The 15,770-nt window shown below is 58.0% G+C and carries 15 protein-coding genes; 7 read left to right on the top strand and 8 right to left on the bottom strand.

Annotation, left to right across the window (positions count from 1 at the left end; translation table 11 throughout):
- Positions 1–103: 103 nt before the first annotated feature.
- From tpiA to kdsA, 4 genes are all read left to right on the top strand, one after another.
- On the top strand, positions 104–898 hold the full coding sequence (gene tpiA / locus GM608_RS03710; protein WP_043560363.1) for a triose-phosphate isomerase: 795 nt from the start codon (positions 104–106) through the stop codon (positions 896–898).
- Positions 899–916: 18 nt separating this feature from the next.
- Entirely contained in the window at positions 917–1,246 is a 330-nt protein-coding gene (gene secG, locus GM608_RS03705) for a preprotein translocase subunit SecG (protein ID WP_043560365.1), read from the top strand.
- A gap of 73 nt (positions 1,247–1,319) precedes the next feature.
- Positions 1,320–2,963 (top strand): CTP synthase, encoded by a 1,644-nt coding sequence (locus tag GM608_RS03700; protein ID WP_043560366.1) that lies wholly within the window; start codon positions 1,320–1,322, stop codon positions 2,961–2,963.
- Positions 2,960–3,784 carry a 3-deoxy-8-phosphooctulonate synthase gene (gene kdsA / locus GM608_RS03695; protein ID WP_333645034.1) on the top strand — a complete coding sequence of 275 codons (825 nt, stop codon included), beginning with the start codon at positions 2,960–2,962 and terminating at the stop codon, positions 3,782–3,784. Before GM608_RS03700 ends, kdsA begins: the two co-directional genes overlap by 4 nt.
- 20 nt (positions 3,785–3,804) lie before the next feature.
- On the opposite strand, the gene GM608_RS03690 is transcribed toward kdsA, so the two are convergent.
- Entirely contained in the window at positions 3,805–4,287 is a 483-nt protein-coding gene (locus GM608_RS03690) for a DUF3429 domain-containing protein (RefSeq protein WP_086431032.1), read from the bottom strand.
- A 113-nt stretch (positions 4,288–4,400) separates the two neighbouring features.
- Between GM608_RS03690 and eno the strand changes: the two genes are divergently transcribed.
- Together eno and GM608_RS03680 are read left to right on the top strand one after the other, a co-directional pair.
- Complete coding sequence (gene eno / locus GM608_RS03685) at positions 4,401–5,687, top strand: phosphopyruvate hydratase (protein ID WP_043560384.1); 1,287 nt, start codon at positions 4,401–4,403, stop codon at positions 5,685–5,687.
- Between the two features lie 198 nt (positions 5,688–5,885).
- A complete protein-coding gene (locus GM608_RS03680; RefSeq protein ID WP_043560387.1) occupies positions 5,886–6,209 on the top strand; it encodes a septum formation initiator family protein in 324 nt (107 codons plus the stop codon).
- Positions 6,210–6,356: 147 nt separating this feature from the next.
- Here GM608_RS03680 and rpmG read toward each other — a convergent pair whose 3' ends face one another.
- The 5 genes from rpmG to GM608_RS03655 all read right to left on the bottom strand — a co-directional run bounded on the left by rpmG (position 6,357) and on the right by GM608_RS03655 (position 12,008).
- The gene (gene rpmG, locus GM608_RS03675) at positions 6,357–6,524 is read right to left on the bottom strand and encodes a 50S ribosomal protein L33 (RefSeq protein WP_043561310.1); all 168 of its coding nucleotides are present in this window, start codon (positions 6,522–6,524) and stop codon (positions 6,357–6,359) included.
- Positions 6,525–6,696: 172 nt separating this feature from the next.
- Positions 6,697–8,049 carry a hypothetical protein gene (locus GM608_RS03670; protein ID WP_333645033.1) on the bottom strand — a complete coding sequence of 451 codons (1,353 nt, stop codon included), beginning with the start codon at positions 8,047–8,049 and terminating at the stop codon, positions 6,697–6,699.
- A gap of 138 nt (positions 8,050–8,187) precedes the next feature.
- Positions 8,188–8,751 (bottom strand): CDP-diacylglycerol--glycerol-3-phosphate 3-phosphatidyltransferase, encoded by a 564-nt coding sequence (gene pgsA, locus GM608_RS03665; RefSeq protein ID WP_081563091.1) that lies wholly within the window; start codon positions 8,749–8,751, stop codon positions 8,188–8,190.
- A gap of 44 nt (positions 8,752–8,795) precedes the next feature.
- Positions 8,796–10,673: an excinuclease ABC subunit UvrC gene (uvrC, locus tag GM608_RS03660; RefSeq protein WP_103765482.1), complete on the bottom strand. Its 1,878-nt coding sequence runs from the start codon at positions 10,671–10,673 to the stop codon at positions 8,796–8,798.
- Positions 10,674–10,979: 306 nt separating this feature from the next.
- Positions 10,980–12,008, bottom strand: a complete 1,029-nt coding sequence (locus GM608_RS03655; protein ID WP_333645032.1) for a dipeptidase — start codon at positions 12,006–12,008, stop codon at positions 10,980–10,982.
- Positions 12,009–12,110: 102 nt separating this feature from the next.
- Here GM608_RS03655 and GM608_RS03650 point away from each other — a divergent pair, with 102 nt between their 5' ends.
- The gene (locus GM608_RS03650; RefSeq protein WP_081563089.1) at positions 12,111–12,905 is read left to right on the top strand and encodes an exodeoxyribonuclease III; all 795 of its coding nucleotides are present in this window, start codon (positions 12,111–12,113) and stop codon (positions 12,903–12,905) included.
- 82 nt (positions 12,906–12,987) lie between these two features.
- On the opposite strand, the gene GM608_RS03645 is transcribed toward GM608_RS03650, so the two are convergent.
- Both GM608_RS03645 and GM608_RS03640 read right to left on the bottom strand, forming a co-directional pair.
- Positions 12,988–13,692 carry a response regulator transcription factor gene (locus tag GM608_RS03645; protein ID WP_043560399.1) on the bottom strand — a complete coding sequence of 235 codons (705 nt, stop codon included), beginning with the start codon at positions 13,690–13,692 and terminating at the stop codon, positions 12,988–12,990.
- Between the two features lie 122 nt (positions 13,693–13,814).
- The gene (locus GM608_RS03640) at positions 13,815–15,665 is read right to left on the bottom strand and encodes a sodium:proton antiporter (RefSeq protein ID WP_043560400.1); all 1,851 of its coding nucleotides are present in this window, start codon (positions 15,663–15,665) and stop codon (positions 13,815–13,817) included.
- Positions 15,666–15,770: the final 105 nt, after the last annotated feature.

Below are 15,770 nucleotides of genomic sequence, written 5' to 3'. Positions count from 1 at the left end.
TAAGCTGCCCCAGCATAGAGATGCCGACACAGATTGACCAGCACGGCGTGTCCCTTCTCTGCTCATGCGCAGTGGATGCATCGTGCCGACCGGGGAGAGCAGAATGACCACCGTACCCAAATTCGTCATTGGGAACTGGAAAATGCAGGCTCGCCACGAGCACGGCCTACAGCTCGCACGGGACATTGCCCATGGCATGAAAGAAGCCCCGCCGCCAGCCCACCTTCACACCATCATCTGTCCGCCTTTCACGCAGCTCGATGGTGTCCATCAGGCCCTGAAGGAAGTCTGCCTGCCCCACGAGCAGCTGGCCCTGGGGGCACAGGACTGTTACCCGGCCTCCTCCGGGCCCTTCACGGGGGATATTTCCGCCCCGATGATCCGGGACATGGGAGCACGCTATGTCATCCTGGGGCATTCCGAACGGCGCCAGAACCATGGGGAGACGGACGCAGTCATCCGTCAGAAGGTCAAGGCCGCCACGGCAGCCGGACTGACGCCAATCGTCTGCATTGGCGAACATCTGGCCGAACGGAACGAAGGTCGGGCCGCCAGCGTACTTTCCACACAGATTGAGGGCTCCCTGACACGGGGCTTCCGTGGAATCGTGGCCTATGAGCCTGTCTGGGCCATCGGCAGTGGTATCACACCCTCCCGGGAAGAGCTCCAGAGAAAGCTCCAGCTGATCCGTGCCCTGCTGCCAATGAGACTCATGACGGATGACATTCGTGTTCCGGTCCTGTATGGCGGGTCTGTAACTTCCGTGCAGGCTCCCTCCATCATGTCCATAGAGGCAGTGGATGGGGTGCTTGTCGGCAGTGCCAGCCTCGAGGCACGAAGCTTCCTGGACATCATTGGCGCTGCGGCTGAAGCAACAACGCCTCAGCCTTCCCCATAACCTGTTGGACCTGACTGCATGACCACATTACTGCTTATCCTCACTGTTCTGGTTGCCCTGGCCCTCATCGGCATTATCCTGATCCAGCGTAGCGAAGGCGGTGGTCTCGGCGTTGGCAGCAGTCAGGGACTTGGCTCCTTCATGTCCGGCCGGGGGACAGCCACCCTGCTGACCCGCGGTACGGCCGTTCTGGCTGCCATTTTCATGATTCTCTGCCTGTGTCTGGCCGTGCTGAACCGTGGGGCCTCCAGCGGTGGCAACACGCGGGACATTCTGGCCCATCCTCCTGCCAGCCAACCAGCAGCTCCAGCGGCTCCGACAGCACCGTCCCAGCCACAGCATCCCTGAGGCCATTTTTGGGGGAAGCGGAGCACATAATCTGCTTCCCCTTCCCCCCCTCTTCACTATATAAGGGCCTCCCATGACGCGCTTTGTTTTTGTGACGGGTGGGGTTGTATCCTCCCTCGGTAAAGGTATCGCTTCGGCGGCTCTGGCTGCCCTCCTCCAGGCTCGTGGGCACAAGGTCCGCATCAGGAAGCTGGACCCTTATCTGAATGTTGATCCGGGCACGATGAGCCCGTATCAGCATGGTGAGGTGTTCATCACTGATGACGGTGCCGAGACCGACCTCGATCTCGGCCATTACGAGCGTTTTACGGGTGTTCATGCCCGTCGCTCCGACAACACCACGACGGGCCGCATTTACTCCGATGTCATCGCCCGGGAACGCCGTGGCGATTACCTCGGGGCTACGGTCCAGGTCATTCCGCACATCACGGATGCCATCAAGGAAGCCGTGGTTACCGATACGGATGGCTACGATTTTGTCCTGGTTGAAATCGGCGGCACGGTTGGCGACATTGAGAGTCTTCCTTTCCTGGAAGCCATCCGCCAGCTCCGCAATGATCTGGGGCATGAGAACACCATGTGTGTTCACCTGACCCTCCTGCCTTACATTCCCTCCGCTGGTGAGCTGAAAACCAAGCCGACCCAGCATTCCGTCAAGGAACTCCAGAATGTCGGCCTCCAGCCGCAGATTCTGCTCTGCCGCTCCGACCGTCCCATTCCGCAGACAGAGCGGCAGAAAATTGCCAGCTTCTGCAATGTCCGTCCCGAAGCCGTAATTGCAGCGCTGGATGTCGATACAATCTACGCCTGCCCTATCGCCTATCACGAGCAGGGCATGGATCGTGAAGTTCTGCGTTATTTCGGCCTGCCGTTCGAAACAGCGCCAGACCTCTCCCGCTGGGAGAAAATCGTCCGTGGCGTTCGGGAGCCGAAAGGCGAAGTCCGCATCGGCATCGTCGGCAAATATACGGCCCTGCTGGACAGCTACAAGTCCCTTGCCGAGGCCCTTCTGCATGGTGGCATCTCGCAGGATGTCCGTGTCCATATGAACTGGATTGATGCAGAAGAACTGGAAGACCCCTCCAGTCTTGAAGAGCAGCTGCGTGGCATGGATGGCATCCTCGTGCCGGGCGGCTTTGGCGAACGTGGGTCTGAAGGCAAGATCAACGCTGTCCGTTATGCCCGTGAAAACCGGATTCCGTTCCTTGGAATCTGCTTCGGGATGCAGATGGCCGTTATTGAATGTGCCCGCTCCCTCGCAGGCCTGAAGAAGGCCTCCTCCACGGAGTTCGGCCCGACAGATGAGCCACTGGTCGGCCTGATGACCGAATGGGCCCGTGGCACGGAACTGCTGCGCCGCCGTGAAGGAGGCGACCTTGGCGGAACCATGCGTGTCGGTGCCTATCCGGCCAAACTGGTTGAAGGCTCCCGTGTTGCAGAGGTCTACGGCCGGACGGACATCCGTGAGCGTCACCGCCATCGCTGGGAAGTCAACGTCCATTACCGTGACGTGCTGGAAAAAACGTCCCTGCGCTTCTCTGGCATGTCTCCCGATGGCGTTCTGCCCGAGGTGGTGGAATATCCAGACCATCCCTGGTTTATCGGTGTGCAGTACCATCCAGAGCTGCTTTCCAAGCCGTTCGACCCGCACCCGCTTTTCGTAGGGTTTGTCGGCGCGGCAAAAAAAGAACATCTGTCACGGGAACAGGATGTATGAGCGTCCCTCTGGGCAAATTTATCATTGGTCAGGATCAGCCCTTCCGGCTGATCGCTGGCCCGTGCCAGATCGAATCCCGTGATCACGCCTTCTTCATGGCCGAAGCCCTGCATGGGCTCTGTCAGGAGCTGGATATCGAGCTGATTTACAAAAGCAGTTTCGACAAGGCCAACCGCAGTTCCGTCCATGCTGCCCGTGGTGTCGGTATGGAGGAAGGGTTGAAAATCCTCTCCGACATCCGGTCCCGCTTCAATATTCCTGTGCTGACGGATGTTCACGCACCGGAACAGTGTGCTCCTGCAGCTGAAGCTGTGGATGTTCTCCAGATTCCGGCTTTTCTCTGCCGTCAGACAGACCTTCTTCTGGCCGCTGGACGGACAGGACGGGCCATCAATGTCAAAAAAGGGCAGTTCCTCGCTCCGCAGGACATGCAGAACATTGTCGACAAGCTGAAATCTACCGGCAATGAGCGTATCCTGCTCTGCGAACGTGGCACCTGCTTCGGCTACAATACACTCATCAACGACATGCGGGCCCTCCCCATCATGGCGCGCACCGGCTATCCCGTCGTCTTCGATGCCACCCACTCCGTGCAGCAACCGGGCGGATTGGGTACAGCCACCGGAGGGCAGCGTGAATTCGTTGCTCCGTTGGCCCGGGCCGCCCTGGCGACAGGTGTAAGCGCCCTGTTTATCGAGACCCATCAGGAACCGGATACGGCCCCCAGTGATGGCCCGACCATGATCCCCCTTGCTGAAATGCGGTCATTGCTGACCCCACTCAAAAAGATTGACGAACTCGTGAAAGCTGAGGGCCTCTGATCAGAGGCCCTTCCTCCCTCTCAAAACTGGCCTTGCGGTGAAAGAAGGGCAAACAGGAAGCCAATCACGCACAGACCGGTGCTGATGGCCCGGACCATGATATATCCCTGCGGCAGGTCACCATGCCGGTTGGCGATTCGTTCCAGAGCAAAAATTCCTGCAAAGCCGATTGCCTCCAGCCCGAAGCCTGTGCGCAGATTTCCCAGCAGGCCTACGCAGAGGGCAAGCCACCCCCAGAGAAACGCAAACGTCCCTGAAAGAAGCGCCCGCCTGTCCCGCAGGCTCTCTCCCTTTGGCGGAATGATCGTGGGTTTGCTGGCCAGCAAACCCCACTGTACAGCCCCATAAAAAGGCAGGAGGCATCCCCCATAGGCCAGAAGGATCTGGCTGAGATGTGGCAGGGATGTCAGCACACCCGCCAGAAACAGCCAGCCCCCCACCAGAAAGGGAAAAACGCCGCCAAGCGCAACAAGCATGGCAGCCGTGACAGGAAATTGTCGCATCTTAATTGACCTCGGGCGCGGATTTTGAGACTGAAATAGAGCGAAAGCGGATCCGGTCTGCGAGCTGATAATAGGCCGTTCGGGGTCCGCCGCATAGAGTCAGGAGAAGTCCCTTGAGCGCTATTGTTGATATTATTGCCCGCGAAATTCTGGACAGCCGTGGTAACCCGACTGTTGAGGTAGATGTTGAACTGGCCTCCGGTGTTACCGGCCGTGCCGCTGTTCCTTCCGGTGCCTCCACCGGTGCCCACGAAGCTGTAGAACTGCGTGATGGCGACAAAAAACGCTTCCACGGCAAGGGTGTCCTGAAGGCCGTCAACGCCGTGAACACGGAGATCGCCGACAAGCTGCGTGGCATGGAATCTGAAGACCAGATCGCCATCGACCAGGCCATGATCGACCTTGATGGTACACCGAACAAAGGCCGCCTTGGCGCCAATGCCATTCTCGGTGTGTCCCTCGCCGTGGCCCGTGCCACAGCTGAAGAGCTGGACCTGCCGCTGTACCGCTATGTTGGCGGCACATTCGCCCATGTTCTGCCGGTCCCGATGATGAACATCATCAACGGTGGTGAGCATGCGGACAACGCCATCGACTTCCAGGAATTCATGATCCAGCCGGTCGGGGCTTCTTCCGTTGCTGAAGCCATCCGCATGGGCTCCGAAATCTTCGCCTGTCTGAAGAAAGAGCTGCACAAGAACGGCCTGAACACCAACGTTGGTGATGAAGGTGGTTTTGCTCCGAACCTGAAGTCCACAGAGGAAGGCCTGAAGTACATCGAGAAGGCCGTTGCCGATGCCGGCTACAAGTTCGGTACGGACATCACCATCGCTCTCGACTGTGCCTCCACCGAGTTCTACAAGAACGGCCGTTACGAGATGAAGGGCGAAGGCAAGAGCTTCTCCTCCAGCGAGATGGTCTCCTACCTTGAGGAACTGACCAAGAAGTTCCCGATCGTCTCCATCGAGGATGGTCTGGCTGAAGATGACTGGGAAGGCTGGAAAGAGCTGACGGAGCGTCTGGGTGACCGCATCCAGCTGGTCGGTGACGATCTCTTCGTGACCAACCCGGCCCGTCTGAAGGAAGGCATCGAGAAGGGTGTTGCCAACTCCCTGCTCGTGAAGGTGAACCAGATCGGCTCCCTGACAGAGACACTGCACGCTGTGGAAATGGCCCAGCGCGCTGGCTACACCACTGTCATGAGCCACCGTTCTGGTGAGACCGAGGACAGCACCATTGCCGACCTCGCCGTCGCCGTGAACACGGGGCAGATCAAGACCGGGTCCCTCTCCCGCTCCGATCGCATGGCCAAGTACAACCAGCTGATCCGCATTGAGCAGCAGCTGGGCAAGAGCGCCAAGTATGCTGGTCACAGCATCCTGAAAAAAGCCCGCAAGTAATTACGGGAGCAGTTTAGCCGGTTCTCCCGGCTGAACTTGCGGAAAGGCCTCCACCTGGAAACGGGTGGGGGCTTTTTTATACCTCCCCTTCAGATTTTCTCTCTGGCATGGCCGGCAGATACCTTGCCTCTCCCGCCAACCGCTTATAAGGTGATAACCGTTTCAACCTGATCAACATGAAGACCGAGGAGCCATTGCATGATCGCTCTGCTACGGCGTGGACTGGGTGCTGTATTCGCTCCGCTCCTCTTTCTACTTCTGACAGCCTATTTCATCTGGAATGCCCTGCATGGGACTCTTGGTATTGAGGCCTATCAACGACAGAAGAAACTTCAGGCAGAGGCACAGTCCGCCCTGCTGGATGCCCATAAGGAGCAGGACATCTGGCGTCGGCGCGTCATGGCGCTGAATGAAAGAGCCCTGGACCCGGACATGCTGGATGAACGGAGCCGAGTGATGCTCAACAGCAGCCGCAAGGGCGATCTGGTCATTCCCTACGGTGAGAAAAATTCTCTTTATTGACAGACAGGATAAGCAGGCTCTGCCCCCGCTCACCTCACGTTTCCCTGCAAACCATCAAGGCGTTTCTACACGCTTGGGGGCAATGACACATAAAAAAAAAAGCGGCCCCAAAAGGCCGCCTTTCTTTTTCGTCAAATGGAATGACGATTACTTGATCTTCGCTTCACGGAAGACAACGTGCTTGCGCACAACCGGGTCGTACTTGCGTACTTCCATCTTCCCCGTTGCCGTACGGGCATTCTTCTTCGTGACATAGAAATAACCCGTATCTGCAGAAGAAACGAGACGGATCATGATTACGTTTGTCTTGGCCATACTACCCTCGGACTGCTGCCGCATGATGGGACGCTGCTTCATCAGTGTCGGAGCAGCACATCCCCTATACCTGAGCGGGACAATGATACCTTGAGCCTTTCAGGTCAAGCCCTTTCCAGCCCACGATACCCTCATTGAGACAGATTATGCTCTTTTTCTCACAAGATTGGTCTCATTTGTCCCAGTCAAACTGATAAACCCTTTCACTCTTATGAGAACGATGGGACCTCGCAGGAGCCTCAAAGCCCAGAGCATCCACGTAATCATCATCACGTTTTCTGCTCGAATGATGACGCTCCTTCTGGGCATGTGCTTCCACATGCCGTCCGGCGACCGTGTGATGCTCCCTCTCGATAACCACCACCTCATGCTGACGGGCCTGCGTATGCTTATGCCTATGCGTCCGATGCGGCTCCACCACCGGCTGTGCTGCATCCACCACTGCAGCCTCATGCCTGTGATGTGCTCCAGCCTTGCCCTTGGACCTGTGCTTGTGCTGTCTGCCCATCTCTTCATCAGCTCCAGACTGTTGTGGGAGAGGAGCTGCTACGACACCAGTCTCAGGCTGCGGACGGGGTGCTTCCGTAACGGCTGGTACCTGACGTACAGGACGCTGCGGTTCGGAAGGAACCTCGACCCTGGGCTGCGGACGGGGCGCTTCCGTAACGGCTGGCGCCTGACGTACAGGACGCTGCGGTTCGGGAGGAACTTCAACCCTGGGCTGCGGACGGGGCGCTTCCGTAACGGCTGGCGCCTGACGTACAGGACGCTGCGGTTCGGGAAGAACCTCGACCCTGGGCTGCGGACGGGGCGCTTCCGTAATCGTCGGCTCCCTGTAGGCTGGCTGCCGGGATACGGCACCCCCGCCAGCCCTGCGCTCCAGATGGGAAAGCGGTTCTGCCGGCGGTGCCTTCTGGAGCTCGGCCTGAGCCTCCTGCCGCGATTCCTCAGAAGAATGAACATGCCCGAATGTTCTGGCATGTGCGTACAGGGACGCCTTGCCCGCACTGACAACCTTCACGCTGCCATCAGGAGCGATGAGCGTATCCGTTCCATCACCATTGGGAATGGTAACCACACCCCGCCCTGCGGGCTCCATGTAAGGCCGCGCATTATCCTTGACATGGGATGGAATGGGTTTGCCTATGGGCATCACGCCCTTACCGGACCCATAACGCTGCCCGACATCTTCCCCGACACTCATGCCCTGGCCATCATTGAGCTGCTGCCGGAGATCCGCATCAAGCTGTGGTCGCGCCTTCTGCCATTTCTCAACAAAATTCCTGTCAGACCGGCTGACATCCTGAAGGCTGGGCACAGGCTCCGGCTGACCCGGCCAGACATCCCCCTCCTCGGGAAGAACAGGCATTGTGCTCAGCTTCACTCCCCGGACACGCTGCGCCGTCTCGCTCCGGGCATCTGGCATGTTCGGATTGCCAAAAGGATTGATCGTACTGCCCAGATGCCTGTCCAGACCCGTGCAGCTGACCGAAAAACTGGTACACCCCACCGCAAAGAAGGACATGACAGCGCCTACCCTCTTTAGCTTTCCTTCCCTGCTTTTCATTCCCTACCCTTTACAATCATCGCAACCTGTCCCCAGGAAGGCTCAGCCCACCTTCTGCCACCATCATCTCGAGCTGCCAGATACCTCACACCAAGTCTATCTCCGCATCTGCGCCACGGTCGCCTTGAGGTAGTCTGTCCCCGTCAGAAGCGTCGGAATGACAGACAGCCAGAGCAGCGCAGCGCCAATTACGCCAAAGCACCATGTCACGTCATGAAAGGAGGTAGAAGCCCCCTCCCCCAGAATCAGGAAACCGATGGCCACCATCTGTGTGCCTGTCTTCCATTTGGCCAGACGGGTGGACGGAATCGTCTCATTGCGGGAGGCCATATACTCCCGCAGCCCGCTGATCATGATTTCCCGAAGCATGATGAGAATGGCTGCATACAACGAGCAGAACCGCAGCCCTCCCATCCCTGCAAGTGCCAGGAGAAGCCCCCCGACAAGGAGCTTGTCTGCGATCGGATCCATCATCCTGCCAAGGTCTGATGTCAGGCCTTGCCGACGGGCCAGAGCCCCATCGAGATAGTCAGTCACACAGGCGCCAACATACAGCAGAAACGCCATATCAGCCCACAGGCCACCACCTGCCAGACACCCGATCAGCACCGGGATGACAAGGATACGGAACAGAGTGAGAAGGTTGGGAAGATTGATCACCTGATATCCCTAATATGGAAGGCCACCCCCAACACGGTGCTCAGTCAGGGTTTTTTGAGGACGTCACTCTGTTCTCTTACCCATTCTGGATGGAAATATCCATAAATGACCTGTGCCATTTCGCGATTAATTCCCGGTACATGCTCCAGCTCTTCCAGAGCCGCCTGCCCGACATGGCGTGCAGAGCCGAAGCGGGTCAGCAGAGCCTTCTTGCGAGCTGGGCCAACACCGGGAATCTCGTCGAGGCCGGAACGGGTCAACGCTCTGGAACGTCCTGCCCTGTGTGTCGTGATGACAAAACGGTGGACCTCATCCCGCAACCGCTGAAGATAGTAGAGGACAGCATCATTGACGGGCAGCTGGAACGGTTCCTTCCCCTCCACAAAGAACCATTCCCTCCCTGCATTGCGGTCCACCCCCTTGGCAATACCCACTACAGGAATGGAGGACAGGCCCCTCTCCGCCAGAATCTCCCGGACGACTCGTACCTGCCCTTTGCCGCCGTCAATCAGCAGCAGGTCCGGCCAGTTTTCACTCCCTGAATCATCCGGTGTCAGCTGGGCAAAGCGACGGGTCATGACCTCCTTCATCATGCCAAAATCATCACCCGGAGCGACGGGACCACGGATGGCAAATTTCCTGTAAGCCCGCTTCACGAAACCTTCCGGGCCGCCCACAATCATGGCGCCATAGGGAGCCTGTCCCATCAGATGGGAATTGTCATAAACTTCAATACGTTTCGGTGGCTCGGGCAGGTCGAAAAGCTCGGCCACCTTTTCCAGCAGAACGGCCTGCCCGGCCGTTTCTGCAAGCCGACGCTCCAGAGCTTCACGAGCATTGAGAATGGCGTGGTCCAACACCGCCTTCTTTTCACCCCGCTGCGGCTGGAGAATCTGCACCTTCTGCCCCCGTTGCAGGCTCAGCGCTTCAGTCAACAGAGGCTGTTCAGCAGGCTCAGAACTTGTCAGCACCTGTAAAGGAGGCTGCTTGTCCTCGTAGAACTGGAGGAGAAACGCCGCAAGAACATCAGCCGCAGGCTCATCTGCCTCATGCCGGGGATAGAAAGCCCTGTTGCCATTGTTGCGACCACCACGGATGAAAAAGACTTGGATGCAGCTCTGCCCCGCCTGCTGCCAGAGCGCAACGACATCCGCCTCCTGGATGCTTGCCGGATTGATGGCTCCTGAGGCCCTTAGATTGGCAAACCCCCGGATACGGTCACGGATGAGAGCAGCCCGTTCGAAAGCCAGCTCCTCGGAAGCCTGTTCCATTTCCAGGGTCAGGCGCTGTTGCAGCTCCCGGCCGCCTCCACTCAGGAATTCCTTCGTCTGTTCCACCAGCCCCTGATACTCCAGCGGGCTGATGCGCTCCACGCAGGGAGCAGAGCAACGCTTGATCTGGTGCAGCAGGCAGGGGCGGGTCCGGGATTCGAAAACGCTGTCCGTACAGGTCCGCAGCATGAAGGCCCGCTGAATGACCTGAATTGTCTGGTCCACTGCTCTGGATGACGCAAAAGGCCCCCAATAGGTTGCCCCTTTGACGGGCTTCCCCCGTTGGCGCATCAGGCGGGGATAAGCGTGATCCCCGCTCAGCAGAAGCCACGGATAACTCTTGTCATCCCGCAGAAGGATGTTGAAGCGGGGCTTCATCCGCTTGATGTAGTTGGCCTCCAGCAGCAGGGCCTCGGCCTCGGTGCGTGTCACGACAATTTCCATGCTGGCCGTCAGGGAGACCATGAGCTTCAACCGGTCCGGCAGACGGGCGACATGCGTGTAAGACGTGACCCGCTTCTTCAGGTTCAGCGCCTTGCCGACATACAGCACCTCCCCCTTCGCACCGATCATGCGATACACGCCGGGACTTTCAGGAATCGTCTTCAGGGCTTTCCGAATCGCAGGGGCGCCGTGGGGTCTTTCAGGCATATGTCCTAGTTTTCCGCCAGTTTTTCATGATCATGCTGCGCCTTTCATACTCATCCACCATTCCTGTGGACAAAGCTGTGAATACTCCAAGGGTAAAAGCACACAGCATAGGGTTTCTCTTCTTTTTTCATAGATTGCCCATTTTTTAGGCAAAGAATATAACCATCTGAAAAATAAGGAATTATAAAAGATTTTATCCCTGCATCCTCCCCTTTCCTGCCCCCTGATGGCGGTGTGGGCTGTCAATCCCGTTTCTGAAAAAATTACTGTGCAAAAAATACCACGAATTTTCTCAAAAAGTAAAAATCAGGTTTGACATTTCGAAATTTTATCTTCTGCCCTCTGCAACAGGCGCAGCATGTTTTCTCCACATATGGCCCGAATCTCCCCGGCATCCAGACCAGCAACAGCCAGCGCTTTGGACACATGGTGAGTCTCACTGGCATCCTGCCAGCCCTCTATCCCGCCTCCGCCATCAAAGTCGGACGAAATTCCCACATGTTCGACACCAATCCTGCGGGCCACATACAGCACATGCTCCACAAAATCTTTCAGCGTTCCACCACCACCCCGGCGCAGGAATGGCCCCATGGCTGTAATCTGGATCAGGCCACCACTGGCCTTCAGTGCATCAAGCTGTCCATCATCCAGATTGCGGGGATGATCACACAAAGCCCGCACACAGGAATGGCTGGCAAAAACAGGAACTGAGGATGCATCCACCGCCTGCATCATGGTCTTGCGGGATGCATGGGAAACATCCACCAGCACACCATGCCGGTTCATCTCACCAATAACCTCCCGCCCCAGAGCGGACAGACCGCCATGCACTTCTGCCGACCCTTGCCGGACAACCGCCGAATCCGCCAGAAGGTTATGGCCATTATGGGTCAGGGTCATGTAACGCACGCCATGCCGCCGGGCGAGATAGCCGATCCGGGCCGGGTCATCCGCCAAGGGGTAGCCATTTTCCATGACAGGCACCAAAGCCACCTGCCCGGCCTCCGTAGCCCGCCGGATATCCGGAACTCTCCGGCACAGCACAGCCTGCCCGGAAAGATGAAGCGGAACCATCTCTTCCATCGCCTCCAGCATGGCCCGTGCTCTTTGCCACGCTGCCTCATGCCCTGCGTCATCCAGACCAGCCTGCGGTGTATAGGCAGCCAGACAGGCCACCCCCATCCCACCGGCCTGCGCCTTGGGAACGGTAAACCGGCGTTCCACATCCCGCATGGCAACATCCGCCTGGTCCCGCTTATGCCAGCAGGGCAGACCTTCCGCCGTTTTTTCGTTCCATGGAATATCAATATGGCTGTCGATCATCAGGATGGGCATATGCGGGAGACTTTCCTTATTCATTCCCCCCAGATTGGGGTAAACCCTGTTCATCGCAAGATCATCCGTTGAAATTTCCCGCTCCAGAGGAGATCAGAAAACATGCGTCTCATTACATGGAACATCAATTCACTCCGCCTCCGGCTACCCCTGCTCCAGCGTCTGATTGAGGAACAGGCCCCTGATGTCATCTGCCTTCAGGAAACCAAAGTGCCGGACCCTCTCTACCCCCGTGATGCACTGGCAGAGCTGGGTTTTCCCCATCAGCTCTATCGTGGAATGAAGAGCTATAATGGGGTCACCATTCTCTCCCGCACACCGCTGGAGCCCATTACCGGCACGCCGGACTGGTGTGGCCGGGAGGATTGCCGCCATGTGGCTGCCAGCATCCAGACAGAAACCGGGCCGGTGACGCTCCACAATTTCTACGTGCCCGCCGGTGGCGATATTCCCGACCCGCAGGAAAATGAAAAATTCGCCCATAAACTCGCCTTCCTTGAGGAGGCTACAGCATGGTTCCGGGCCAATCCGCCACAGCGGAGCATTCTGGTCGGTGATCTCAACATCGCTCCGCTGGAGCATGATGTCTGGAGCCACCGTCAGCTTCTGAAAATCGTCAGCCATACGCCACCGGAAACGACACGCCTGACCGAATGGCTTCATGCCGGATTTGAAGACGCCATGCGGAAGGCCATTCCAGAACCGGAAAAGCTCTTCACATGGTGGTCATACCGCAATCGTGACTGGAAAAAATCCAACCGGGGGCGCCGTCTGGACCATATCTGGACAACACCGGACCTTCTCCCCGGCCTGAAGACAATCAATGTCCTCAGCCCCATGCGGGACTGGACCTCCCCTTCCGACCACGTTCCCGTCATGATGGATCTGGCCGTCTGACCAGACTGGACCAGATGGCAGAAAGGCTGGCAGGACTTCCTCCTGCCAGCCTTTCTTCTATCCGCCCTCAGGGCACCATCCGTCAGAGATCAGGATTCAGGCAGTACCCACCACCTTCCGTCAGCAGAATCCCGGCCCGGCCATGATCAGGCTCGATCTTCTGCCGCAGACGGTAGATGTGCGTTTCCAGCGTGTGGGTCGTCACCGAGGCGTGATAGCCCCAGACCTCATGCAGCAGCACGTCCCGCTCCACTGGCTGCCCACCGGCACGGTAGAGATATTTCAGGATTGCCGTTTCCTTTTCCGTCAGATGGATGCGCTGCCCCTTTTTCTGGTCCACCAGCTGCTTCCTGGCCGGATGGAAAACATAGGGACCGATATCAAAAACAACATCCTCACTGTTCTCGAAAAGACGCAGCTGCGCCCGCAGACGGGCCTTCAGCTCGCCCATGCGGAACGGTTTGGCCACGTAGTCATTCGCTCCAGCATCCAGACCACGAATCACGTCATCTTCATCATGCGACCCCGTCATCATGATGATGGGGATATGAATGCCCCTCTCCCGCAGCCCGGCACAGAAATCCCGCCCGTCACCATCTGGCAGGTTCACATCCAGCAGAAGAATGTCTGTCCTGCCTCCAGAAGAGTGATCCATCACCTCCCGTGCAGCCGCAATGGTGGCAGCCTGTTCAACGCGGTACGCTTCCTCCTCTCCCAGCTGTTCAGCCAGCAGAAGGCGCAAGGCATCATCATCGTCAACAATCAGTATTGAGTGATGAGCATTCATATCCCAAAAATCCCGTCCGTAATGCACTCAAAACCCCGCCTCTCCGCCCATGCCGGATGGGCAGACAGGGAGGACCTGTCTTTCTGATAGGGCACTACACTAGCCCGAATGACGGCCAAGCACTACGCCCCTGCACGCAGTTCTGCTTCCTCTTTTACATCTGCCCCCTCATCACGGCTTTCCGGCGCCCTCATGGAAATGACAAGATCCCCCATGCTCGGCATGGTCCAGGCCCGATCTTCTGCCGAGCGAACGAAGATGCCCGTACCCCGGCGAACAATGAGCAGATCCAACCGGTTTTCTTCTTTCCCGAAAAGATCCACCGTGGCATCCGTCACGCTCTGACAGACAAAACGCCAGCCACGACTGAACAGGGTATCAAAGAACGTATAGTTCCAGCCCGGTTCTCCCAGCACCTTCCCCCGGGCATCACGTGAGAGGCCACGATACAGGTCCAGCCGGGCCACACCGGGACTGACCTGATAGACCCTCTCCCGCCCCATATGCGGAGCCATGTGCCCGCAGACCATCCCGTTATAGATGGCATCCCCGGTCGTGGCGATCAGGTAGTCCGCCGGGCGCTCCTCCAGAGCCTCCTGCCCCGCTGCGGAGAGAAGTTCCGCCTTGAGGACCGGCACCCCACGCCGGGCTGCGGGCATGAGTTCCTGCGCTGTCGTATCCACCAGCAGAACAGGTACCTTCTCCTCATTCAGGCAGGCCGCCAGATCGGTCGACCAGGCATTACCACCAAGAATGACCAGAGCAGGCTCATTGGAGAGAGTCAGATGCAGCCTTCGTGCCAGCGGGCCGAGTGAAAAACCGTGGCAGATCATCGTCACGGCAATCACGCAGAACACGGCCGGCATGACAAGATCGGCAGAGGCGTACCCCGCCTCCGAAAGCTTGATCCCCGCCGCACCAGCCACAGCCGCCGCAACAATCCCTCGTGGAGCGATCCATCCGACAAAAATCCGTTCCTGCCAGCTGATGCTTGTCCCCAGCGTGGCCAGGAAAATGCACAGGGGGCGAACGACAAACAGCACAACCAGCGTGAGAAGCAGGATGGGAATGGACAGTCTGGCCAGCACGGCACGGTGCAGGTCGGCCGTCAGCAGGATGAACAGAACGGATACCATAAGGACCACCAGAGATTCCTTGGTCCGTTTCAGTTCATTCAGGCCCGGGATATGCAGGTTGGTCAGCATCATGCCGAAGACGGTCACGGCAATCAGGCCGGCCCCTTCCATCACCAGCGTGCAGGCCTCGAAAATGATCAGCGCCAGCGTGACCATGATGGGTACCTTCAACAGCTCCGGCATCAGGTCCCGGGTAAAAAGGTAACGCAGCAGATAGGCAGGCAAAATGCCCGCCGCCACGGAAACAGCCCCAGCCAGAAGCATGTCCGGCAGGGTATGGACGAAGAAAATCTGCTTGTGCAGGTCCACATGCAACAGCATGATCTGCATGACGACGGCAGCCAGAATGGCCCCCAGCGGGTCGTTGACGATGGCCTCCCACCGCAGGAAGGCCGCCACACGGGGCTGGAGTTTGGCACTCCGCAACAGGGGCAGGATGACCGTCGGCCCCGTCACCACAATGATGGCCCCGAAGAGAAAGGATGTTCCCCATTCCAGATGGGCAACATAATGGGCTGCCAGAGCTCCCAGTATCCAGTTGATTGGCAGGGCCACCATCGTCAGGCGGGCAACGCCCTGCCCGGCCTCCCGGAGCTGGCGGATATCCAGCACCATTCCACCCTCAAAGACGATCAGGGCCACCAGCATGGAGACCAGTGGACGGAACGCATGACCCAATGTTTCTGATGGATGCAACCACCCCAGAACAGGGCCAAAAAGCAGCCCCATGGCAAAGAGCAGAACAATGGCTGGGAGCCGCAGGCGCCAGGAAACCCATTGTGCCAGCATCCCTGCCCCGAATGTCAGCACCACACCGAAGAGAACATCATAGGCCATAGGGGATCTGTTTCCTCCAGTCAGACAGGACCACCCGGCCCCGTAGCAGGAACAGGCTGGCCATTGTCCAAATATTAGCCATTTTCATGACAGATGCACAAATCC

Source organism: Bombella sp. ESL0380, from assembly GCF_009725805.1.
Classification (GTDB): Bacteria; Pseudomonadota; Alphaproteobacteria; order Acetobacterales; family Acetobacteraceae; genus Bombella; species Bombella apis.
The sequence above is the reverse complement of the archived record's forward strand: the minus strand, read 5'-3'. Positions and strand labels throughout refer to the sequence as shown.

Excerpts from the sequence above, each read along its gene's own strand:
- tpiA (WP_043560363.1), top strand. The coding sequence starts at position 104 with ATGACCACCGTACCCAAATTCGTCATTGGGAACTGGAAAATGCAGGCT.
- secG (WP_043560365.1), top strand. The coding sequence starts at position 917 with ATGACCACATTACTGCTTATCCTCACTGTTCTGGTTGCCCTGGCCCTC.
- GM608_RS03700 (WP_043560366.1), top strand. The coding sequence starts at position 1,320 with ATGACGCGCTTTGTTTTTGTGACGGGTGGGGTTGTATCCTCCCTCGGT.
- kdsA (WP_333645034.1), top strand. The coding sequence starts at position 2,960 with ATGAGCGTCCCTCTGGGCAAATTTATCATTGGTCAGGATCAGCCCTTC.
- GM608_RS03690 (WP_086431032.1), bottom strand. The coding sequence starts at position 4,287 with ATGCGACAATTTCCTGTCACGGCTGCCATGCTTGTTGCGCTTGGCGGC.
- GM608_RS03680 (WP_043560387.1), top strand. The coding sequence starts at position 5,886 with ATGATCGCTCTGCTACGGCGTGGACTGGGTGCTGTATTCGCTCCGCTC.
- rpmG (WP_043561310.1), bottom strand. The coding sequence starts at position 6,524 with ATGGCCAAGACAAACGTAATCATGATCCGTCTCGTTTCTTCTGCAGAT.
- GM608_RS03670 (WP_333645033.1), bottom strand. The coding sequence starts at position 8,049 with ATGTCCTTCTTTGCGGTGGGGTGTACCAGTTTTTCGGTCAGCTGCACG.
- uvrC (WP_103765482.1), bottom strand. The coding sequence starts at position 10,673 with ATGCCTGAAAGACCCCACGGCGCCCCTGCGATTCGGAAAGCCCTGAAG.
- GM608_RS03655 (WP_333645032.1), bottom strand. The coding sequence starts at position 12,008 with ATGCCCATCCTGATGATCGACAGCCATATTGATATTCCATGGAACGAA.
- GM608_RS03650 (WP_081563089.1), top strand. The coding sequence starts at position 12,111 with ATGCGTCTCATTACATGGAACATCAATTCACTCCGCCTCCGGCTACCC.
- GM608_RS03645 (WP_043560399.1), bottom strand. The coding sequence starts at position 13,692 with ATGAATGCTCATCACTCAATACTGATTGTTGACGATGATGATGCCTTG.
- GM608_RS03640 (WP_043560400.1), bottom strand. The coding sequence starts at position 15,665 with ATGGCCTATGATGTTCTCTTCGGTGTGGTGCTGACATTCGGGGCAGGG.